Source organism: Sphingomonas sp. M1-B02 (assembly GCF_026167525.1).
Taxonomy (GTDB): Bacteria; Pseudomonadota; Alphaproteobacteria; order Sphingomonadales; family Sphingomonadaceae; genus Sphingomonas.
The window spans coordinates 2,746,797-2,768,467 of record NZ_CP110679.1; the positions used below are offsets into that span (position 1 = coordinate 2,746,797).

Sequence of the window (21,671 nt, forward strand, 5' to 3'; positions counted from 1 at the left end):
GATCCCCCCTCTCGAGCGGGTGCCGGGGTGGGATCCCGCCGTCGGGTGCGCGCAACGGGATCGCGGCAAGGCTCGCACTGCCCGTGTGCGATCGACCAGGCTCATTTCGGCCCGACGACTGGGGTGAACAGCAGGTCGTGATAATCCCAGCTAAAATCGGCGGCGGGGGAGACGGCCTTCATCGTGATCCGTTCTACCTTGCCGTCGGCATTCAGACCGAAATTGACGTAGGCCGGCTCGAAACTCTTATCGTCCCAGCGGGTGCGAAAGCTGTCATACTGCCAATGTTCGAGCGTCCCCGTCATTCCAGGCGACTGCTTGAAGTCGATGTGGAGCTTGCCGCGCTCGGCGCGAATGCTGATCGGCCCATACCAGGGATCGGTGAAGTCGCCGGCATAGCGCGCGAGGGGGAGCGACGGGCCGGCCTTGGCGGGCTTGGCCGCTTCGCCGCCCAGCGCCTTCAGCGCGCGCTCCTGCCGCTGCTGCTTGAAGGTGCGCCATGTCGATACCCAATCCTGCGTGGACGTGCCCAGATAATGGTCGAGCAGCTGATAGGTCAGCCCCTGGATCGTCTCGCCATCCTCTGAATTGATCATCATCGCGAAGCCGATATTCTTTTCGGGGATCAGCACCACGGTGGCCTGGAAGCCGAAGACGGCGCCGCCGTGCGAGATGATGCGTGCGCCCTTATAATCCTTGACCCCCCAGCCGAGCGCGTAGGTGCTGAACAGCGGCTGCGCGGCCTTCATCGCCTCGGGCATCGTACCGGTCGGCTGGAGGACGACGGGCTTCCACATCTCGGTCGCCTGCGCGGGGCTGTACAATTGGCCACCCTCGGGGAGTTTGCCCTGCGCCAGCTGGATCGAGAGCCAGCGCGCCATATCGTTGGCGCTGACCGCCAGGCCGCCCGCGGGTGCTGCATTGTCGCCCAGGCCCTTGCGCTCGTCGAGAAGCTCTTGCGCGCCGATGCCGCGGAAAGCGCCGCTGGTGCGCGCATGCGGATGCGCTCGGTCGGCGGTGGTGAAGCGATGCTGGTCGTCGGTGGTAGCGGTCGTCATGCCGCCCTTGCGCAGAACATGTTCTGCGACGAATGCCTCCCAGGTCTGGCCGCTGACCTCCTCGATCAGCTGGCCGGCGACCATGTAGAGGATGTTGTCATAGGCATAGCCGCTGCGAAAGCTCGTCGCCGGCTTGATGAAGCGCAGCCGCCGCACGCTTTCCTTGCGGGTCAGATTGGTGCTGGGCACGAACAGCAAGTCGCCCGCGCCGAGGCCGAGGCCGCTGCGATGCACGAGCAGGTCGCGGATCGTCATTTCGCGCGTCACCCAGGGGTCATACATCTGGAAGCCGGGCAGTCGGTCGATCACCTTGTCATCCCAGCCGATCTTTCCCTGATCGACGAGCACCGCGAGCGCGGCGACGGTGAAGGCCTTGCCGGTCGACCCGTTGGGAAAGATCGTGTCGGGCGTGACCGTCTCGGGTGCGCCCAGCTTGCGGACGCCGAACCCCTTGGCGAGCGTGACCTTGCCATTCTCGACGATCGCAATCGACATTCCGGGCACGCCGGCCGACTTGCGCAGATCCTCGACGATCCGCTCGAATTCCGCAGGCGGATCCGCCAGTGCGATCGAGGGGGCGGTCAGCAGCCACAACAGCGTCGCGCCAGATACGAGTCTCGAACGCGAGGGGATCGGGTGCGCCATATTGAAGTTCCTTGCGAGTGCGGCCGCCGGGTCAGGGCTTTACGAAATGGTAGGTCGCGTAAGGTTGCGACGTGAACGACAGGCGCGGATCCTTGGGCGTGCCATAGAATTCGATCTGGTCGTACGGACCACCCGCGCGCGCGCCGGTGACCTGCTCGTACAGGCGCGGCCCGATCTGGCGCCAGGCGGTCTTCACGCCCTCTGCCTCGATCGTCAGCATGCGCGCGCCGGCGGCGGCGACGATCAGGTCGCGCTTGGGATCCGGCGTCCGGTTATAGTCGCGACGATTGCCGCGATAGCTTCCCAGCTGCGGCGGGCTCGCGTCGCCGGCCCATGCGGGCGCGGGCGCTTGCGGGAACAGCCGCCCGATGATCGCGTCGCGCAACTCGGTGCGCGCGGGAGAGCTTTTCTGCCCACCCGTGGTCGAGACGAAGAAGCCGAAGCCGGCCTGCGGCACGATCACCAGATCGGAATGGAAATCCCCGGTGTTGCCGGCGTGCCCGATCATCCGGGGTCCGGCATTGCGTTCGACCAGGAAGCCGTGCGCCATGCCGTTCACGCGCGGCGCGTTGGCAAACGAATTGCTGTGTAGCAGGCGTACCGATTCGGGCTTCAATATCCGCGCACCGCCCAACCTCCCTTCGCCCAGCATCGCGAGCATGAAGCGCGCCATGTCGGGCCCGCTCGCCGTCGCTGAGCCGGCAGGCATGATCGAGCTCAGATATTCGAAAGGTTTGGCTACGAACACGCCGTCCGCGAACCTGTAGCCGGTCGCCATATGGTCGCGCATCGCCCGCGGCAGTGGCTCGCGGAAGGTCGTCGCATTCATGGCGAGCGGTCTGAAAATATGCTTGTCGGCATAGTCGGCGAAGGGCTCGCCCGAAACGCGCTCGACGATAAATCCAGCCAGCGCGGCGCCGAAGTTGGAATAGGAAATCTCGGTGCCCGCGTCCCACAGCCGGGCCGGGATGTGCGCCTTGAGCCAATCGCCATAAGGGACGAGCTTGCTCTCGTCGGCAAAGATGAAGCCGCCGACGTCGCTCATGCCGGGACTGTGCGACAGTAGATCGCGGACGCGGATCGGCTTGCTGCCGAATTCGGGAATCTTGAAATCGAGATAGCTATTCACGTCCGCGTCGAGCGAGACGCGGCCGAGCTCGACCTGCTGCATCAGCGCGGTCCAGGTGAACAGCTTGGAGACCGATCCCGGGCGGAACAAGGTTCGCTGCGGATCGACTGCCAGCCCCTTGTCGATATCAGCAAAGCCGTAGCCGCGCGTGAACAGCACCTTGCCCTGATAGACCACGGTCACGACCGCACCGGCCACTTCACGGGTTGCGATCTGCTGGGCGACCACGCCGTCGACAAAGTCCGCCAGGCCCGCGATCCGCGGTGCGGCGATCGACGTCGGTCGTGCCTGGGCAAGGGCAGGGCCGACTGCCAGCTGCGAGGAGAGCAACGGCAAGGCCAGCGCGCCGAGCGCGAGGCGAGTGTGAAGTGCGACCTTCATTGAGGGGCTCCCAGAGATGGGCCGGCACCGTGCGACCGCTTCCATGCTCCGATGGTTAGCAGCGGGATCACATGGACCGGCAGGATAGTGTAAGCGAGAAACCACTGGCTTGAACGCGAACCCGGGCAACAGGAAACGCTGAAACCAGCTCGATCTGCCGCCGCTGTCCGCCGCGCGGCTCAACGAAGGCATTCCTCGATGAGCAGGTCAAACGCGGGCCCGCGCCGGATCGGATCGGCGACGGGCAATCCCAGCCGTTCGCTGTCTTGGGCCATCAGTCGGGCCGCCTCGACTTCGTCGAGCGCCGACGTATTGTACGCAAGGCCACCGCAGCGGATCGCGGGGTTGGTTCGTCGTCCGAGCAGCAGCGTCAATTCGATGATTTCCTCGACGCTCGGCAACGTATATCCGGGAGCACCCAGCACCGTTTCGCGGCCCGGCTCATGGCAGAGAACGAACACATCGGGCTGGCTGCCGTGGAGTAGGCCGAGCGCCACCCCCGCATAAGCCGGGTGAGCAAGCGAGCCCTGGCCTTCCACCACGTCCCAGTGATCGGGATCGGCATCGGGCGACAAGATCTCGGCCGCGCCCGCCTCGAAATCCGAGATGATCGCGTCCATCGGTATGCCGCCGCCGGCAATCATGATCCCGGTCTGGCCGGTCGCGCGGAAATCGACATCTAGTCCGCGCTCCGCAAACGCGCGCGACAATGCCAGCGCAGTATATTTCTTGCCCAGCGCGCAATCGGTTCCGACCGTGAGCAGGCGCTTGCCGGAGCGTTTGCGCCCGGTCCCGACCGGCAACCCCTCCGGCGGCACCCGCACGTCGATCAGTCGCCGCCCGAGCAGGTGCGCGGTCTCGGCAAGTTCGGGAATGTCGGTGAGACGGACATGCATTCCGCTGACGATGTCGAGACCCGATTCGAGCGCTTCGACCAGCGAGGCACGCCAATTTGCCGGGATGATTCCGCCGCTATTGGCGACGCCGATCACGAGCGCCCGCGCGCCCGCTGCGAACGCCTCGCCGGATGACATTTGCGGCAGGCCGGTGGTCACCGTCGCGCCCGGTAGCGAAAGCTCTCCGACGCACTTGTCTCGGGCCCAGTCTCGCAATCCGAACGCCGTCTTTGCAAAGCCTCGCTCGGTCGTGTCTCCCAGGAAGAGCAGATAGGGCTGGGGCAGGACCAACGTTCCGGCACCGGGGTCGAATGGAGCGTTCACGGTCAGCCGCCCCATGTCGAGGTAAGAAGGCGCTGAAAATTGCCGCCGAGCACCGCGAGGATGTTCGCATCGGAATATCTGCGGCGGATCAGCTCCTCCGTCAGGTCGAACATCTTGAGCGGGTGATCGAAGCCGTCGATATCGATCTTCTCGCGAAAGGCGTAGCTGTCCTTGTAGGCGCCGCGCAGCATCTTGTTCATCTCGGGCGAGGTGTCGTCATAGCCATAGAGATCGGAATCGGTGCCGATGCCGACGTGGTCGATGCCCACCAGCTTGACGACATGATCGATATGATCGGCATAGTTCACGATCGTCGTCGGATCGGTCTTACTCACGAAATTGCGTACACCGGTGATGCCCATCACGCCGCCTTTCGCGGCGAGCGCCTTGATCGCTTCATCGGTCTTGACCCGCGGATGATCGATCAGCGCACGACAATTGCTGTGCGTGATGGCGATCGGCTTGGGCGAGATGGCGATCGCATCGAGCGTGGTGCGATCTCCGCTGTGCGACACATCGACCAGCATGCCGACGTCGTTCATCGACTTGATGATTTCGGCGCCGAAATCGCTGATGCCGCCGTCTACGCGGTCGGTCGATCCCGATCCGATGCGGTTCTGCGAATTATAGGTAAGTTGCGCGCAGCGCTGGCCGAGGTCGTAGAATGCCTTCACGTCGGCGGGTCGCAGGAAGTGATCGGCATTCTGCAGGCCCATGATCACCGCGACCTTGCCATCGCGCTTGGCGCGCTGAATGTCGGCGAACTTGTCGATGCCGGTGAAGACATGGCTGTTGCGGGCTACGAAATTGCCCCAGACCGCGAAGAAGTTGAGCGCCTGCTCCTTGGCATTGGGGCCGCCCAGGCCCACTGCGTGATGGATGGCGGTGATGCCGCTGGCACGCCAGTCGGCCGCCTCCTTCTCGCTCAGCGGCTTGCCATAATATTCGGGGGAGAAGTCGATCTTGATCGGGGCGAGCATATCGATGACCACCGAGCGGTGGACGAGATCGAGCGCGCGCTTCGAATAGGTTCGCGCCGGCGCCGCACGGGCTCTGAAGCTGCCGAGATTGAGCATCGGGGCGCTCATCATGGCCATCGTTCCGCCGAGCATCTGGCGCCGTGAAACCCTCGGCATTATCTTCCCCCACTATTTCCAAACAGGATGCTATGATCCTAAATAGAGAACGTCAACCGGCCTGGAATTTTCCGGCGCTGCCGATCGCCCCGTGGAGTGCCGGATAGCTCTCGTGGTGATAACGACTGGCGCACACCCTGCCGCCTAATCCCTGGTCGCTTCTTGCGCAGGTATGAATCTGCTCACGAATCGGAGGCTTGATGGTCCCGTCCCGGGCCCATTATTGACGGATCATCCTGCACGCACAAAAATTGCCGTGTATCAGCCTAAAATAGCAGGATAAGAAACTATTGTCTCAATCAGGACGATATGTAATCATTCTGACGCCTGCGAGAATGCATCAGCGCGGCAGGCGGGAGGGCGCTCATAGACGGCGTTGGAAATTCAAGGGGAACGGTAATGCGAACGGGTCTGCAACGGACGGGTGCGCAAATCGCGCGTGGCGGCAGCGCAATGGCGGTAGCCATCGCGCTCTTCTCGGCCAGCGCTGCCATGGCACAAACCAGTGCGGTGCAAAGCACCGGCAGCCCTGCCGAGGAGGCAGGCGCGAACGAGACATCCGAGGATACCTCGATCGTCGTGACCGGATCGCGAATCGCCCGCGCCGGCTTTGACCAGCCGACTCCGACAACGGTTTTGGGCGACGTCGAATTGCGTCAGGGCGCGCGACCCAACATCCAGCAGGTTCTGAACGACCTGCCCCAGGTCCGCCCGACCGTCACGCCGCAGGTGTCGGTAGGCAACACCTCGGCCGGCACCGCGCCGGTCGATCTGCGCGGGCTGGGCACCGCGCGCACGCTGACACTCCTCAACGGGCGCCGCTTCGCGGGCGAGAACAATCTGAACTTCGTGCCGATCAGCTTGGTCGAGCGGCTGGAAGTCGTAACCGGCGGTGCCTCCGCGGCATGGGGCTCGGGCGCGGTCGCAGGAGTCGTCAACATCATCCTCAAGGACGATCTCGAGGGCTTCGCGGTCGGCGGTCAGACCGGCATCTCGTCGCGCGGCGACGGCATGCGATACGGGGCCGATGCCAGCTTCGGCACCAGCTTCGCCGGCGGCAACGGCCATTTCATCGTTGGCGCCGAATATGTCGACGACGAAGGCATCCCCGACCGTAATTCACGGCCCAACCTGGGCAGCGCTGCCATCGTCCGTGTTACTCCAGGCAGCCTGGCCGACCTCCGCAACGAGCTGGTACGCGACGTCAACCTGTCTGCCTTCGGCACCAACCAGAGCGTCGATGGCCTTATCACCAGCGGCGTGCTGGCCGGACAGGTGTTCAACTCGGACGGTACGCTTCGGACCTTCGCGGCCACCGACTCGCGCGGCATTGGCGGAGAGGGCCGCGCCCTCTATGACGACGTGCTCGCCGCGACGCCTTTCGAGCGGTTCAACGCCTATGCGCGCCTGAGTTACGACATTGGCGGAGCGAAGGTGTGGATCGACGGCACCTATGGCCGCGCCGCCACCGACGCGAAGTTCGTCCCCGATTTTACCATCGCGCCGCCTACTATCCAGGCGACCAACCCCTTCCTCTCGTCCGCAATCCGCGCCCGACTGGCGGCAGCGGGCCAGACCAGCTTCACGCTGGGCCGGGTCTATAACGACCTGTTTCTACTGAACTTCGATACCGTGCGCGAGAATAAGGAAGTGGCGGTCGGCATTGACGGCAGCTTCGGCGGCGAGCGCTTCAAATATAGCGCTTATTATAGCCACGGCGAAGTCGAGAGCCACCAGACGGTCACCAACAACCGCATGGCGGCGCAGTTCGCCAATGCGATCAACGCCGTCTCGATGAATGGTCAGGTCGTTTGCGCGATCAACGCCGATGCATCGACCGCCAATGACGATCCGGCCTGCCGCCCCCTGAACCTGTTCGGCCAGGGCAATGCGTCGGCCGAGTCGATTGCCTATGTCCGCGGCACGCAGCAATCCTTCTCGACCAACAAGCTCGACGCTGCCGGTGTTGAGGTCCAGGGCGATATATTCTCGCTGTGGGCCGGCCCGGTCACCGTCGCGGTGGGCGCGGAGGCGCGGTGGGAAGAATCGGTCTCGACGCGCGACGCCGCCACCCTGGCCGGCGGCTTCGGCATTCCGCTGTTCACCAGCGACCTCGCCGGCGGCTTCAACGTGAAGGAAGCCTTCGGCGAAATTGCGCTGCCGCTGCTCGATGTGAGCGACACGATACGCTTGGATGTCAACGGCGCCGCGCGCTATTCGGACTATAGCAACAGCGGCGGGATCTGGTCATGGAAGGTCGGCGGCACTGCGCGGCTGTTCGACGATCTGCTGCTGCGCGCCACAAAGTCGCGCGACATCCGATCGCCCGGCATCGGCGATCTGTTCTCGGTGCGCCGGATCACTGTGGGCGCCCTTGTCGATCGCGATACGGCCGGCCGCGCCGGCGTCATTCCGGGCTACAATGCGACGCCCGCGACGGTCACGACCTACAGCGGCGGCAATCCCGACCTGCAGCCGGAAATCGGCAAGACGCTGACGATCGGCGCTTCCTATGCGCCGTCCTTCATGCGCGGCTTCAATGTCTCCGTCGACTATTACGACATCGAGATCGAAGGTGCGATCGCGACGCTTTCGGCAGCCAATCTCACCTTCGCTTGTTCGCAGGGGAACCAGGCCGCCTGCGATCGGATCACCCGCGATCCCACGACGCAGACGGTCGTCGAGGCGCGGGCGAACGCGCAGAACGTCGCCAGCGTCCAGACCCGCGGCGTCGACGTTGAGATGTCCTACCTGCTGCAGATGTCGCAGCTCGGCGCGAACATGGGCGGCTCGCTGCGCTTCCGCGCGCTCGCCACTTATGTCGATCGGTACATCCAGAGCACCGGTGTTCCCCCGATCCTCAACACCGCGGGCGATGTGGGCGATGCGGTGGCGCTAGGCCTTCCCAAGTGGCGGGGAACGTTCGGCGCTACCTATCAGGACAGCAATCTCGGCTTCGATGCCCGGGTGCGCTACGTCGATGGCGGCAAGTTCAACCAGCTGCTCATCGACAATCCCGCCACCGTGGCCCTCGAAGGGCTGATCAACAATGAGATAAAATCGCGCACCTATGTGGACCTGGGGATCCAGTTCAAGGTGCTCGACTCGTTCACCTTGTCTGCCAACGTCAACAATGTCTTCGATGTCGCTCCGCCGATCAGCACCGCGGGCAACCCGCATTACGATATCGTCGGCACCTATTTCTCGATGGGCGCACGCGTAAAGTTCTGAGGTCGATCTCTCCCCCGACTGCAGAACCGGCGAATGGGGGCGTCCGCCTTGGCGGATCGCCCCCATTCGTTTCCCTGTCGAAGCCAGCGGGCCCTCCCAAAGGGACCCATCGAGCCGACTCCAAACGAAAGCGGCGCTGGCACGCAACCGTGAGAGGCGGACATGTTGCGCGCACAACCCGGCCGTGATGCTCCCCGCTGCCTACGGCCCTTTCGCGAACACCGCCGCCCCATTCACGATGCTTCCGCTCGGCCCCGACAGGAAGTGATAGGTCAGCCCGGCATGAGAAGCGCCTGACCCCGCCAGGAAGCCGAAGGTCTCGGCGAAGCAGTTGGTGCCGCTGCAGCCATTGCCGGTGACCAGCGGGCCTTCCGAATCACGGAAAGACGAGGTGAAGCGCCCGCCGCTGGTCACGGCCAGGCTGGGTGCTGCCGATCCGCCGCGCGACTGGAAGCCATAGGTCGCGCCGCCGAACTGAACCGAGAGATCGTAGCCGACCCGCATCGTCGCGAAATCGACGGCCAGGCTGCCGGAGGCAAGCGTTCCGGGCGCAACCGACCCGTTATTGTCGGTCGGCTTGGTCGCCCCGGCAAGCGTATAGCTTGCGGTGCCGCTGGTGGGCAAATTGGTCACCTGCTTGCCCCAGACCATATGCTGCCCGCCATTTTCGGCGATCGTCGCGGTCCCCCGCCCGACAACTTGCGCCTGGGTGGTGCCGCCCGACCAGCGCGTCCAGCCGATCGCGCCGGCCAGCCCGCCATATTCGCGGTCGACATTGGTGCCGCGGCCATTGGCGCGGATGCTCTCCAGCTTGCCGTCGGAGGCGGCGACCGATTGGGTCTGGACGCTGGTGCCGTTGAGTTCGGTGAACGCACCGATCCCGGCGAACTCGACGAAGCCGGTGGGCGCCCCCGTTGCCACCGGAGTCACCGGTGGCGTGACGGGCGTCACCGGCGCCACCGCGGTATCGCGGCTGGTCTGGGTGAAGACCGCGCCGCCGGTCAGCACCGCATTGGTTGCGAGCAGCGAGTAGGTCCCGGCGATCACTTGCCCATCGGCGCCGCTACCGAACATGTTGGGAGCAAAGCGGCATCCTGCCGTGCAGCGTGCGTCCTTCGTCGTGACGGGCGCCTGGCCGAACAGGTAGAAGCCGTTTGCGGTGACCGAGCCCGTGAGCGAAGGCGCGGTCAGCCCACCGGCGCTGACAAAGTCATAGCGCTGCGCCTGCCCCGCCGCCATCGTGGTCAGCGATCCTTCCACGCCATATTTGAGCTGGCTGCCGAACTGGACGAGCATCGACCCGGTCAGCGACGCTGCGGTCACCGCCGCGCCATCGGCATAGGTCGGGGTGGTGAAGCCTGCGATCTGATAGCGGGCGCTGCCGCGATTGCCGGTGAAGGGGACGTAGGACGTCCCCAAGGCGAAATGCAGGCTCTCGTTCGGCGATAGCGTCACTTCGGTGGAAGTGCCCTGCGCGGTACGGCTCAAGGTGCCGTCGGTATAGCGGCCGATCACCCAGCCTTCGCCGTTCGCCGACTCGGCCAGCCGGGCAGTGCCGACACGCTGGTTGCCGTAGAAAGAGCGCGGATAGCCCGCCGCGTCGATCTCCACCGCAACTGCACCGGCGTCGCCGCCGAAGGAGGTCGTGCCCGCACGACCGCTGAACGCGCCGGCATAGGTAGCGGGGGTGGTGGTCGGCGGAGTAACAACGGGGGGTGTGACAACCGGCGGGGTCACCACCGGCGGCGTCGTCGTCGGAGAGGTCGCGATGCTGCCGCCCGCCGCGATATGCGCGTAGAAAGCGAGCAACCGTGCGACCGCGTCGGGATCGGTGCCCTGGGGAAAGCCGACGCTGCGCAGATAATCGAGATAGATGGCGATGAGGTTCGTCGAAGCGCCGGTGTAATTCGCGGCGATGCCACCGCTTGCCAGGAAAGCGAGATAGCGATCGACCACCTCCACCCCTGCCGCCGCGGACGCCGAACCGCCTGCCGCCTGGAGCCGCTGAAACGCCTCGATCTGCGCGCGGCGGCCCGCGTCGAAAGTCTCGCCGAAGCCGAGCGAGCGGACATAATTCTCATAGGCGGCGAGGACGGCGGGGCTCAGTCCGCCATTGGCCGCCCCCGCGGCGAGCTGACGCACGTAATCGGAGTATGCCGTGCCGATCGTCGCGTCGTTGAAGCTGCCGGACGAGCCGCCTGCGGCCAGGATGCGCGTATAGGCCTCGATGATCGCTCGCTGCTGCGCCGCGAGGCCGGTCAGTCCGTCGGCGGAGAAATAGCCGAGATAGGCGTTGGCCAGGGTCGCGCCGGCAGGGGTCGCGCCGCTGCGCAGCGCCGACAGATATTGCTGGAGCGTCGAGCCTGCGAGTGCCGGAGAGAAGCCGCCGGCTGTTCCGCCGGCGCGCAAGAAGGCCAGGTTCACGTCCGCCGTCGCCCGCGAAACCGACTCGAAGTTCACGCCGATCGCGGTGTCGCGTAGCGCCAGCGCCTGTGCCAGCACATCGGCGCGGTTGGCCTCGCGATAGATCGGCAGCAGCGGATTCTCCGACTCCAGCGCGAAGCTCGGGGCGGCGGCCACGACGGTCGCAGCCGAGGACGGCTGCACCCCGGCGGTCACCACCGCGGAGACATCCTGCGCGTCGGCCGCGAACGCGTCGCCGACGCCGAAGCGGCGGCTTTCCGAACCCGAAGCGATCGACACCTGACCGCTCAGCGCGCGCCCGGTCAGTCCGCCATTCGTCACGCCGAAGCTGGCCGCATTGCCTGCGCCCAGCGTCGCCGTAGTGCCATCGGGCGCCACGATGCGAAGCGCATTCCTGCCGGCCCGCGCCGTGAATTTCCCCATGGCGATCTTCACGGTCGAGCCCTCGACCTCGAAGGTGGAATCTCCGACGAAGGACAGCAGGCCGCCATCATCGGTGCGCAACTGGGTGATACCCCCGCGCACCGCGAGCGGGCCCGAGAGCGGGCCGGTGGGGGCCGCGCCTGCGTCGGTCGTTCCGGTGCTGAACAATATGGTCTGGGCTGCGGCGGGGGTTGCGAGCGCCAGCAGGGAGGCGCCGGTCGCAAGCGCCAGCAGCGCGGTGCGCGAAGAAATCATGGGTGAGATCCTTTCGATCAGAACTCGGCGCGCAGGCCGAGCGAGGCCGTGACGCGGCGATAGTCGTAGAGGTCGTTGTTGCTGGCGTTGCGCGTCCAGGAAACGCGCGGGCGCAGGCTGATCCCGGTGGCGACCACCGCGCGCAGCCCGATCGAGGCATCGAGCTGGGAATCGCGCCGGCCACGCAGGAAAAGCGGGTCCGCCCCGGCATAATCGCGATACTCGAACGCCGCCGCGCCGGTCAGCGCGATGCTGCGGGAGAGCGGATATTCGGTGCCGGTCTGGATGCCGACGAAGTCGTTGCCCAGGTGGCGCGCCGGGTTTTGGAGGGTCCGCTCGGTGCCGCCGCTAAGCGCCGCATAGACGATGCGGCCGGCATAAGTGATGCTGCCGGCAAAGCGATCCGCGTCGCGCAGGCGATCGCGGTGATAGTCGAGCCGCGTATAGCTCGCCGCGAACGAGAGCGCCTCTCCGCCCGCCAGCCGATGCGTGAACTGACCGATAGCCCCGAAGCTCGCGCGGAAGGGATCGTGGCCGAGCCAATATTGCTGGACCTGGCCCGACAGCGAAAGCACGTCGCGATTGGCAAGCGTATGGCCGATCCCGATCGTGCCGGTCAGCGCCGCCTGATCGAACGCGCTATTCTCGGCATTGTCGCGAATAAATCCCAGCACCGACGCGAAGGCGCGGGTCTGGCGGCCCAGCGCATTCTGCGCGCTGATGCCGCCCTGGAGCTGGCCGAACGCCGCGTCGATCCGCCGCGCCGATCCGCCGAGGGTCGCCGGGCCGAGAAAGGCAAAGGCCGGCAGCGTGACGGTGCCGGCCGCGGTCGCCTGGTTGATGTTGCCGTCATAGCCGGCCTCGAGATCGGCGAATCCGCTCAGCGTGTTCCCGCCCCCGGCAATCTCGCGATCATAGTCGCGCACGAGCCGATCGAAGCGCTGGCGCACCGGATCGGGGAGCGACGGATCGGCGACTACCGTGTCGAACTCGGCGCGCGCCGTGTCGATATCGCCCGCCATCGCATAGACGCGCGCAATCTCGGCACGGGCCTGGACGTTGCCGGGCTGCTTCGCCAGCACGCGCTGAAGCGCCGGGAGCGCCACGCCCGGCAAGTTGGCGTCCGCCGCGGCAAGGCCGAGCGCATAGTCGAAATCGGGATCGCCGGCCCGCTGCGCCTCGAACGGGAGGAGCAATTCGACCGCGGCTCGCGCCTGGCCACCCGCGTGCAGCGCCATCGCCCGGCCGACCAGTTCATCACTCTGCGCGGCGGCCATCGACGATATCGTCATGCACGCAGCCACCATTCCCCACTTCACCATCACCACGCTTGATCCCCCAACGGACTGTTGGTCCGGGGCTGTGATGGATCGCAGGGGCGGCGGCATCCCTAGGTTCAGGGGGGTGTCGAAAATTCTCCCTTCTTCATCTAGGGATGGAGGTGCGGCAGGCTCAGCGCAGAGGCGACGGAGGCGCGACCAGGCCCCGTTCGACGGCCGCCAGCGTGGCTTCCGCGCGAGACTGCACGTTGAGCTTCTGGTACAGGATCTTGATGTAGCTGGTCACCGTGTGCGGCGTCAGGCCCAGTTTCTGGGCCGCCTCGGTCGTGGTCATGCCGGCAGATATCAGCGTCAGCACCTCCACTTCCCTGGGCGTGAGCCCGGCTTCGTCGCGGCGACTGGCCCGGGGCCGCTCCTGGAAATGCTGCATCATCCGCCATGCGATCGACGGCGACAACGGAGGCTCCCCTGCCTCCATCCGCCGCAGCAGCGTCGACAGGGTGGCCGCGTCGCGATCCTTGAGGAGATAGCCGCCGGCGCCCGCCGCGATCGCGTCGAACAGGTGCGCGTCGTCGTCATAGATAGTCGCGACGATCGCGGTGGTCGCGGGGTGGCGCGCGGCGATATGGCGCAGGAGATCGATGCCCGATCCGTCGGGCAGGCCGAGATCGATCAGCGCCATCGTGAAGGGAAGCGTCGCCCCGCGCTCCTGCCCGTCCAGCCAGCGGCGCGCCTCCGCCAAATTGGAAGCCTGGGCCACGGCCATGTCGGGAAACGTTTCGTGCAGCGCGTGGACCAGCCAGGCGCGCACGCTTTCCTGGTCCTCGACCACAAGACACTGGCGCGTCATGCCCCCGGACTCCGCTTCAACGGCCATAGGAGACCTCCGTGGGCACCGCTTCGCGCGGGCGATAGGCATCGAGCGGCCAGCTGAGCGTCAGCTGTGCCCCGACCGCGGGGTATTCGATCGTCAGCGCACCGCCGATCCCGGCCAGCCGCCCCGCGATCCCCGTCAGCCCCGTCCCATGCTCGGCGCCGACCGCGATGCCGAGACCGTCGTCGGAAATCTCGATAGTGCCGGTATCGCCGGAGAGGGTCATCCGCACCGTCAGGCGCCTCGCATCGGCATGGCGTATCATGTTGGTGACCGCTTCACGAATGGCGGACGTGATCGCTTTCGAATGGTGATAGGGCATCAGCTGGCCGGTTGCCTGGGGGAGGATCGGCCAATCCAGTTCCATCCCGGCAGCCTCAAGCCGAGAGGCGGTCTCGTGGCGAATGTCCGCGATCACCCGCGAGAGCGGCGCGCTTTCGCCGATCAGCCCGGTCACGAGCGTGCGGATATCGCGCAGGGCATCCTGGAGCAGCGATTTGACCGGCCCGTCGGCCACATGGATCCCCGACAACAACCGCGCCCCGATATCGTCGTGCAGGTCCTGCGCCATGCGCTTGCGCTCGTCTGCCGCCCCCCTTTCATACGATTGCAGCGCATCTGCCGCCTGCCCGCAGAGGGCGGCGATTTCCTCGACCAACTGGCGATCGTCGGGGGCGAAGAGGCGCGTCCCCCTTCCGGGATAGGCCAGCCGCGCGGTTCCGCCCGCCGGATCGCCGACCAGCATCGCGACGCCCTCTTCGGCAATTCGCGCCGAGCGCGTCTCCAGATCCTGCGTAGTAATCTCCAGCGGGTCGAACAGGCGCCGCATGAGCGCCTGCCAACGAGCCGCCCGGGCGGCAGGCGGCGCGAACGCGACTTCCATCACTGCGGCGAACATCTCGCTCCGTCGCAGTTCGGATCGCCTGGCGAACCGTGACGAGAGCGCCGCCCGTGCCGGCTGGTAGCCCAACCCGACCAGGATGAGCGAGAGCCCCAACGCCGGCCCCTGATCGAGCCCCAGGCCGTAAATCATCGCTGCATCGACGAGCCACAGCGCCGCCGTTCCGCACACCGCGAAGAGGATGCGAAAGCTCCAGGTCTTTGCCTCGAACAATCGATAGCGCAGCAGCCCGAAGGTGAGGCCGGCGTAGATCAGAAGCAGCAGCGGGAAGCCGAAGCTGCCATCGACGACCGCTCGTGCGCCCACCAGATTGGGCACTGCCAGCAAAGCGATGAATCCGCCGGCGCCCAGCACGACCGAGAGGCCGAACCACGTCAGCGCCGCGCGCGCCAGCGGATCGCCGCGGGTGGAGCGGAACTGGGCGATAAGCGCGGCGCACAATGCAAGGAAGAGCAATGTCACCAGCACCTGCGACCCGCCCGTGGTTTCACGCAGCCACACCAGCGTCCCCGCCAGGCCGTCCCCCGGTGGGTTGGTCCATTCCAGAAAGCGCCCGGTCGCCGTTACGACCGCCCACAGGGCGACGATCACGGTCCCCGGCCACACCAGCCTGGTCGACACGATCCGGCGCGGATAGATGCAGAACAGCGCGACCATCACGACCGCGAACAGCGTCCCCGCGATCTCGTGCGAAGACATCAGCCAGCGATAAAGTTCGCCGTCGATTGCCAGACTCCGGGAAATTGCGATCGACGAGCCCGCAACGACGAACGGGAACAGCAGTCCGGTCAACGCCACGAGGCGGTTCGGCATACTTTTAGGTTCTGCCGCGAGGACGATCGCGGATACTGCGATGCCCAAAAGACCCGGGATCAATATGAGCCAGAAGCTTAGCGGATTTCCCAATATTCCGCGACGGGCATCCACGGGATAGCGTTGACCCGCCACGACCAATGAGGCGCCGGGCGCGCGCAGCATCGCGGCGAGCAGCGTCTGTCGCTGATAAAAATGATTGAGGGCCGCGGCATTGCCGAACTCGTCGGAGTCCTTGGCAATGTCCATAGGCTGGATTCGAACGCCGCGCCCCGCCTGCTCCAGCTCTACCGGGCCGATCGCCTGGCCATCGACTAATGCGACCACCGCACCTTCGCGCTCGACAAGCGCAACGCTCGTGGCCGGTTGCAGCGCGCCGATCCACACCGCGGCAACGGCAACGGCGAAGCCCAGCAACAGCATCGCTCGGACGATGTTCACGGGCACCAGCATTCGAAACAGCGCCCCCCATATGTATCGCCTGCCTATTGCCCGTTTGGCATCGCCCGCGCCCTTATCGCAAGGGTGATGCAGCCTCGTAGCAATCCCGGGGAATATTCGACCAGCGTCCGATCGGGGTCACCATGCCCCGGCGAGGCGCTGCAGGAACATAGCCTGCACTGCCTTCAGATTTTCCTCCGCGGCGGCCGCGTAAGCGGCCTTGTCCGGCGTGGCTGCGACATTGTGGCTCTGCTTCAGATTGATGCCGCCTCCACCGCCGAAGCTGCTCGACACCGCACCCGCCAGGAACAGGCCGCGAGCCGCGATATTGCTGGCGCTGGCGGTGCCGCTGTTCGCCATCGCCAGGCGCTCGCTCAGCAGATCCTGCGCGAACAACAGGTCCGCAGGGATCCGGATGTCCGCCCGCCCACCCTTGCCCGCATAGGACGTCACATCGACGCTCGATCCGCCCGCCTCGATCGCGAAACGCGGATCGCCGATAAACGCGTCGCCGGAGCGAAGCGCCGCAAACAGGCGCGAGGGCTTGTCGGTCTCGCGGATTCCGATGACCAGGCGAACGTGCATGACGGCTGCGTTCGCCTCCTGCCCCAGCCGCATCTCGCCCAGTTGCGCACCGCCTGCCTTCATCGCCTTGCCCATGCCCATGAAGCCCCTGGCCATGCCGCCGAACGGGACTAGGCCACCCAAGCCCGAAGCCGTCCTCGCCGCGCCCGATTGCGCCGCAGCGCGTTCGCCCTCGAGAAAATAATAAGGCGTCGCCCGCGCGCCGAAGATGCGGTTACGCCCCATCGGCGTATCGACCATCGCCGGCGTGGCCTTCGCCAGCCCGGCGATGCCGCGGTTCCAGCTCGCCATGGCTGCGGCCGCGTCGGGGCCGATGACGGTGATGCCTTGGCTCTGCAATCCTGCAGTCCATGCGGCATAGAGCTGATCGACCAGCGCCTGCGCCGCGACATCCTCGAGACCGGCGATCGCGTAGTTCACCGCGACCGCACCGTCGCGCTGGCGCATCGAAAGGCCGGTGCTCCGATCGACGAACTCCACGGTGAATTGCGGGATCACGACCGAGCGGATGCCGCGCAGGACCTCGAGCTTGCTTGCTTTTGTCAGCCGCGCCGCATCCGCCGCCCGGGCGTCGAACGCTATCGGCTTCGCCTCCCGCTTCCCACCCAGCAGCTGTGCCGAAGCGGGCGTCGACAAGAATGACAGCGCGATCGCCATCGCTACCGCATTTCTAAACTTTAGCATGTGCTTCGTCCCTTCGCCTGCCAGTGCAGTTGCAGCCGGGGCGTGAGGGTGCACCCCTGGAGTCAGGGGGTTGGTTGGAAGAATCGTGCATCGCGCCGCTATTGAGAAGCGATTAGCGGCCACGCACGCCGCGCAGCTACCAACATGGCCGAAACTGGTTCCGCACCCCAGCCTGCAGGCATGCTCGGCTCAGGGCTCCCGGACGGCTCCACCAGAACGATCGCCGCTTGCTTAAAAGACAAACGAATCGATCGCTTCCAATCCCGGTCGTTTCGCTCAAAGTCGCCGATCCTGCGCGGCCTCAATAGTCTCGTCCCTGTATCCAGCGACCAGTTTCGGGAAAACGCAAAGGAGAACAGATATCAGGAGCGCGACCTCACCGAAAACCTTGAGGGGATCGAATGCGCCCTGCGGCGGTCAGGGCGATGGATCGCCATCAGCTGCGGCGTCGTCGTCCGATCGTTCATAGCCGAGCAGGTCGCCCGGCTCGCAATGAAGATAGTGGCAGATCGCCGCCAACGTGGAGAATCGCACTCCCTTCACCTTGCCCGATTTCAGCAGCGAGAGGTTCGATTCTGTGATCCCGATCGCCTCGGCCAACTCCTTGGAACGGACCTTGCGCCGGGCGAGCATGACGTCGAGGTTGACGATGACAGGCATCAGACGATTTCGGCCATGTCCGCGCGTGCCTTGAGCCCCGCCGAGATCGTCCACGTAGCCGCCAATATGCCGGCGGCGATCAGGAGCATGATATAGCTCGTGGCGCCGGTATCGGGATCGTACCAGAAGAGGTCGTGGCCCGGCAGCACGCCTTGCACCAGCATCCCCGTCCTAAAGCCATCGACGATCGGGAAGCCGAGCGAGATCGCGACGCACGCCCACCCCACGGCCATCAGCCATGGCAGGCCCGATTCGACCGCCTCGGGCACCAACCGCGTCGATCGCCACAGCGCCACCCCCATCCCGCACAGGATGACGATCACCGGAACGTCGATCAGCAGGGTGAGGAGGAAGTGAGCGGTTCGCACGTCGGGCGTCTCGAGCCGCCGGAGGTAGCGCGTCCTGAGCGCCGGATCGGCCGCGAGCTTGAACCGCGCCGCCTCGGGCAGCAGCGCCTCCGGCTCGCCGATGACGCCTCGGCTCAGGCTCCCGCTCCAGCCGATATAGCCGGGCGCCACCAACGGCAGCGGCGCCTCGGCGATCCTGACGGCGCCGAGCACGAAGAATAAGAGCGCGATGGCCCGCACCGCGGCACGTTTGCCACGCGACAGCATATATCTGTCCAACAGCTATGACTTTCTGTTTTACGAAAATTAATAATGGTATTACATCATGGCCATCGGGCTTCGGCAAGAGCGGGCGCGAAAGGGAGGTGGCACATGAAGCGTTTAGCATGGTGGGCATGGCTACTAATGCCGGGGGCGGCGGCAGCGCAGGAGCGGGTCGAAACGCCAGAGACGGACCGCCAGCCAGAGATAGCGGTCGGGGTGTTCGAGCACGGCGCGAATTTTCACCCACTTGGCGACCGGCTGTTCTTCCCCCGGACGCCCCCCGGCGTGCTGGTAGAGGGTGCGGAGGAGGATGGCACGGTCGACATCCAACTCGTCGGCCGCACCGCACCGATCCAAGTGCTTCTCAAGCCGCGGCTTGCGGCCAAGCTACAGGTCAGTACCGCGGGCCGTACCAGCTTCGCCAGCGTGGGCTTGGAATGGCGCCAACATGCCTTTCGCGGACGCGTCTATGGACAGGTGGGCATGGGCCTGACCGTTATCGATGGCTACAGCTTCACCCCCGATCCCTTCGCGCCCGACCTGTCGCGCGGCGAAGCGCTGCGTCGATACGATATCTATCGGCGGCGCACCGCCTTTGGTTCGCGATTGATGTTCAATCCCAATGCGTCACTGGGCTTGCGGATCGACCGGCGCCTGGCGATCGAACTGGCGTGGGAGCATTTCAGCCACCGCCAGATCTTCAGCGAGACGAACCCCGGTATCGATAATCTGGGCCTGCGCCTAGTAAGGACATTAGGCCCGCGTCGATGATATTCTTGCGAAGCTTATCGCAATTCAGTCGGTACCGGCCCGTGATAAATCAAGATGATATCGACGTTTAAACGCCGGAGCGGTAACACTCCGCTCGACGCTATAATCGGTGACGCAGCGCTCTCGCGCCGAGTGGGAAGAAAAAATGTGAGGAAACAGCGGCATTATTTAGCTAAAGCAAGCCACCTCGGTTGGATCCTAGATTTATTCTGATCGAACAATTTCGCAATCATGAGAATTCCTTTCGCTCTTCGGCGTATCCGGGCCGTCGGCTACCGGGCGTCTATCGGACGACGATCAGCGAAAAAGCAGAGTTCAGGAGCGTCGAGCGCATGGCCGCCGCATTGCCACGGCGCCCCGGCAGCATGCATTTGGCGCTTTCGCCGCGGCATATTTTCACGCTACCAATTACGAAACGATAATTGGGGGGAGACCAGTATGACCGCCAGCTTCGACCGCCGCAGGTTGCTCGCCGGCGGTCTCGCCGCTTCGGCCACCCTGACTCCCCTCAGCGAAGCCTTTGCCCAGCGCCGCCGCTTGTCCGCCAACGACAAGGTTCAGGTGGGCTTGATCGGTTGCAAGGGCATGGGCTGGTCGAATCTCACCGCGATGCTGAAGGGGGCCGATGTCGAGACGGTCGCGCTTTGCGACGTGGACGCCAGGGTCCTCGCCGAGCGCGGCGCCGAGCTCAAGAAAGCCACCGGCCGCGCCCCTCGCCTCTATGACGATTATCGCCGCATGCTCGACGACAAGTCGGTGGACGCGGTGATCATCGCCACGCCCGACCATTGGCACGCGCTCCAGCTTGTCGACGCGATGTCGGCGGGCAAGGATAGCTATTGCGAGAAACCGCTCGGCAACTCGATCGCCGAATGCCGCGCGATGGTCGCCGCCAAGCAACGCCACAACCGCGTCGTTCAGGTCGGCCAGTGGCAGCGCAGCAACCAGCATTGGGCCGACGCCATCGCTTATGTCCATTCGGGCGGCATCGGCCGGGTGCGCAAGGTCAAGGTCTGGGCCTATATCGGCTGGAAGAAGAATCTTCCTGTCCAGCCGGACCAGGCGGTGCCCGAAGGCGTCAACTATGACCGCTGGTTGGGGCCGGCGCCGCAGCGGCCGTTCAATCCCAATCGCTTCCACTTCACTTGGCGCTGGTATTGGGATTATGCGGGCGGCTTGATGACCGATTGGGGGGTGCACCTGATCGACATCGCGCTGCTCGGCATGAGGGCCCAGGTGCCACGCTCGGTCAGTTCGCTGGGAGGCCCCTATGGTTATCCCGTCTCGGCCATGGAAACGCCGGACACCCAGACCGCAATCTACGACTTCGGCGACTATTCGGTGGAATGGGAACATGCGGTCGGCATCGGTCACGGCCCCTATGGCGGCCATGGCCATGGCGTCGCCTTTGTCGGCGAGACCGGCACGCTGGTGGTGGATCGCGACAAATGGTGGGTCTCGCCCGAGATGAGCGACGGCAAGCCAGTGATCGCGGCGATTCCTGTGGCGCCGGCCTCGGACAAGGGGCTCGATCGCCATACGGCGGACTTCATCGCCTGCATCAAGGATCGCGCGCGCACGCCCGCTTGCCCAATCGAATCGGCGGCCAACACCGCGATCGTCTGCCAGATGGGCAACATCGCCTGGCGCACCGGCCGCAAGGTTCACTGGGACGCGAAAGCGGGCGAGTTCACCGACGACGCCGAAGCCAACGCCCTGATCACGCCGCGCTATCGCGCACCGTATCGCCTGCCGGCGTGAGCCACGCTCATTCACCGAACACTCTTGCTCGCGTTCTGCGCATCCGCCGCTCGGCGGCTTGGCCGATGTCGACTGGACATAACGCCCGACTTGGCCACCGAGTCAGCCAGATTCGTCTCCGTCAGCGGCGCCCGCGCAGCGAGTTGAGGATGGCGACGGCGGCGACGCCGACGAAGGCGGCGCTGGTCCAGGGCCGCGCCTTGGCGAAGCTCTTGGCCTTTTCGGTGAGCGGCGCGTCGCCCGAAAAATGTGTACGAAAGGCGTCGGTCAATGCGGTCTTGCCGTTCGATGCGGGCGCGGTGTTGGCGTCGGCATCGGCGCGGGCATTGCCGGTAGCCATATCATCGGGTGCGGTGGTCGTAATGTCGTTCATGAGATCCCTCTTCGG

Annotated in this window: 15 protein-coding genes; 3 read left to right on the plus strand and 12 right to left on the minus strand. The window is 65.4% G+C overall.

What is annotated here, in order from left to right; all coding sequences use genetic code 11:
• Positions 1-101 precede the first annotated feature (101 nt).
• From OKW87_RS13205 to OKW87_RS13220, 4 genes are all read right to left on the minus strand, one after another.
• Complete coding sequence (locus OKW87_RS13205) at positions 102-1,703, minus strand: serine hydrolase (RefSeq protein WP_265540211.1); 1,602 nt, start codon at positions 1,701-1,703, stop codon at positions 102-104.
• Between the two features lie 31 nt (positions 1,704-1,734).
• Entirely contained in the window at positions 1,735-3,213 is a 1,479-nt protein-coding gene (locus OKW87_RS13210; protein ID WP_265540212.1) for a serine hydrolase domain-containing protein, read from the minus strand.
• Positions 3,214-3,392: 179 nt separating this feature from the next.
• Positions 3,393-4,433 carry a DUF1611 domain-containing protein gene (locus OKW87_RS13215; RefSeq protein WP_265540213.1) on the minus strand — a complete coding sequence of 347 codons (1,041 nt, stop codon included), beginning with the start codon at positions 4,431-4,433 and terminating at the stop codon, positions 3,393-3,395.
• A gap of 2 nt (positions 4,434-4,435) precedes the next feature.
• A complete protein-coding gene (locus OKW87_RS13220) occupies positions 4,436-5,524 on the minus strand; it encodes a dipeptidase (protein WP_265540215.1) in 1,089 nt (362 codons plus the stop codon).
• A 537-nt stretch (positions 5,525-6,061) separates the two neighbouring features.
• Here OKW87_RS13220 and OKW87_RS13225 point away from each other — a divergent pair.
• Entirely contained in the window at positions 6,062-8,800 is a 2,739-nt protein-coding gene (locus OKW87_RS13225) for a TonB-dependent receptor plug domain-containing protein (RefSeq protein ID WP_265540216.1), read from the plus strand.
• Positions 8,801-9,001: 201 nt separating this feature from the next.
• Here OKW87_RS13225 and OKW87_RS13230 read toward each other — a convergent pair whose 3' ends face one another.
• The 7 genes from OKW87_RS13230 to OKW87_RS13260 all read right to left on the minus strand — a co-directional run bounded on the left by OKW87_RS13230 (position 9,002) and on the right by OKW87_RS13260 (position 18,754).
• The gene (locus tag OKW87_RS13230) at positions 9,002-11,902 is read right to left on the minus strand and encodes a hypothetical protein (RefSeq protein ID WP_265540217.1); all 2,901 of its coding nucleotides are present in this window, start codon (positions 11,900-11,902) and stop codon (positions 9,002-9,004) included.
• A gap of 17 nt (positions 11,903-11,919) precedes the next feature.
• Positions 11,920-13,194, minus strand: a complete 1,275-nt coding sequence (locus tag OKW87_RS13235) for a surface lipoprotein assembly modifier (RefSeq protein WP_265540218.1) — start codon at positions 13,192-13,194, stop codon at positions 11,920-11,922.
• Between the two features lie 160 nt (positions 13,195-13,354).
• A complete protein-coding gene (locus tag OKW87_RS13240; protein WP_265540220.1) occupies positions 13,355-14,059 on the minus strand; it encodes a response regulator in 705 nt (234 codons plus the stop codon).
• Positions 14,049-16,223: a sensor histidine kinase gene (locus OKW87_RS13245; RefSeq protein ID WP_265540222.1), complete on the minus strand. Its 2,175-nt coding sequence runs from the start codon at positions 16,221-16,223 to the stop codon at positions 14,049-14,051. The genes OKW87_RS13240 and OKW87_RS13245 overlap by 11 nt, the downstream gene beginning before the upstream one ends.
• Positions 16,224-16,349: 126 nt before the next feature.
• Positions 16,350-17,453: a hypothetical protein gene (locus OKW87_RS13250; RefSeq protein WP_265540224.1), complete on the minus strand. Its 1,104-nt coding sequence runs from the start codon at positions 17,451-17,453 to the stop codon at positions 16,350-16,352.
• A 444-nt stretch (positions 17,454-17,897) separates the two neighbouring features.
• Positions 17,898-18,140, minus strand: coding sequence for a helix-turn-helix domain-containing protein (locus OKW87_RS13255; protein ID WP_265540225.1), 243 nt, complete (start codon positions 18,138-18,140; stop codon positions 17,898-17,900).
• Positions 18,140-18,754 (minus strand): hypothetical protein, encoded by a 615-nt coding sequence (locus OKW87_RS13260; RefSeq protein ID WP_265540226.1) that lies wholly within the window; start codon positions 18,752-18,754, stop codon positions 18,140-18,142. The genes OKW87_RS13255 and OKW87_RS13260 overlap by 1 nt, the downstream gene beginning before the upstream one ends.
• Positions 18,755-18,859: 105 nt before the next feature.
• Here OKW87_RS13260 and OKW87_RS13265 point away from each other — a divergent pair, with 105 nt between their 5' ends.
• Together OKW87_RS13265 and OKW87_RS13270 are read left to right on the plus strand one after the other, a co-directional pair.
• Positions 18,860-19,522, plus strand: coding sequence for an acyloxyacyl hydrolase (locus tag OKW87_RS13265; RefSeq protein WP_265540227.1), 663 nt, complete (start codon positions 18,860-18,862; stop codon positions 19,520-19,522).
• Between the two features lie 438 nt (positions 19,523-19,960).
• Positions 19,961-21,283, plus strand: coding sequence for a Gfo/Idh/MocA family protein (locus OKW87_RS13270; RefSeq protein ID WP_265540228.1), 1,323 nt, complete (start codon positions 19,961-19,963; stop codon positions 21,281-21,283).
• 121 nt (positions 21,284-21,404) lie between these two features.
• Here OKW87_RS13270 and OKW87_RS13275 read toward each other — a convergent pair whose 3' ends face one another.
• Complete coding sequence (locus OKW87_RS13275; protein WP_265540229.1) at positions 21,405-21,656, minus strand: hypothetical protein; 252 nt, start codon at positions 21,654-21,656, stop codon at positions 21,405-21,407.
• Between the last annotated feature and the right edge of the window lie 15 nt (positions 21,657-21,671).

Bases quoted from the DNA above. Each gene is read 5' to 3' on its own strand.
- OKW87_RS13210 (WP_265540212.1), bottom strand. From the start codon at position 3,213: ATGAAGGTCGCACTTCACACTCGCCTCGCGCTCGGCGCGCTGGCCTTG.
- OKW87_RS13250 (WP_265540224.1), bottom strand. From the start codon at position 17,453: ATGGCGATCGCGCTGTCATTCTTGTCGACGCCCGCTTCGGCACAGCTG.
- OKW87_RS13265 (WP_265540227.1), top strand. From the start codon at position 18,860: ATGAAGCGTTTAGCATGGTGGGCATGGCTACTAATGCCGGGGGCGGCG.
- OKW87_RS13235 (WP_265540218.1), bottom strand. From the start codon at position 13,194: ATGACGATATCGTCGATGGCCGCCGCGCAGAGTGATGAACTGGTCGGC.
- OKW87_RS13245 (WP_265540222.1), bottom strand. From the start codon at position 16,223: ATGCTGGTGCCCGTGAACATCGTCCGAGCGATGCTGTTGCTGGGCTTC.
- OKW87_RS13275 (WP_265540229.1), bottom strand. From the start codon at position 21,656: ATGAACGACATTACGACCACCGCACCCGATGATATGGCTACCGGCAAT.
- OKW87_RS13230 (WP_265540217.1), bottom strand. From the start codon at position 11,902: ATGATTTCTTCGCGCACCGCGCTGCTGGCGCTTGCGACCGGCGCCTCC.
- OKW87_RS13240 (WP_265540220.1), bottom strand. From the start codon at position 14,059: ATGGCCGTTGAAGCGGAGTCCGGGGGCATGACGCGCCAGTGTCTTGTG.
- OKW87_RS13205 (WP_265540211.1), bottom strand. From the start codon at position 1,703: ATGGCGCACCCGATCCCCTCGCGTTCGAGACTCGTATCTGGCGCGACG.
- OKW87_RS13220 (WP_265540215.1), bottom strand. From the start codon at position 5,524: ATGATGAGCGCCCCGATGCTCAATCTCGGCAGCTTCAGAGCCCGTGCG.
- OKW87_RS13270 (WP_265540228.1), top strand. From the start codon at position 19,961: ATGACCGCCAGCTTCGACCGCCGCAGGTTGCTCGCCGGCGGTCTCGCC.
- OKW87_RS13225 (WP_265540216.1), top strand. From the start codon at position 6,062: ATGGCACAAACCAGTGCGGTGCAAAGCACCGGCAGCCCTGCCGAGGAG.
- OKW87_RS13255 (WP_265540225.1), bottom strand. From the start codon at position 18,140: ATGCCTGTCATCGTCAACCTCGACGTCATGCTCGCCCGGCGCAAGGTC.
- OKW87_RS13260 (WP_265540226.1), bottom strand. From the start codon at position 18,754: ATGCTGTCGCGTGGCAAACGTGCCGCGGTGCGGGCCATCGCGCTCTTA.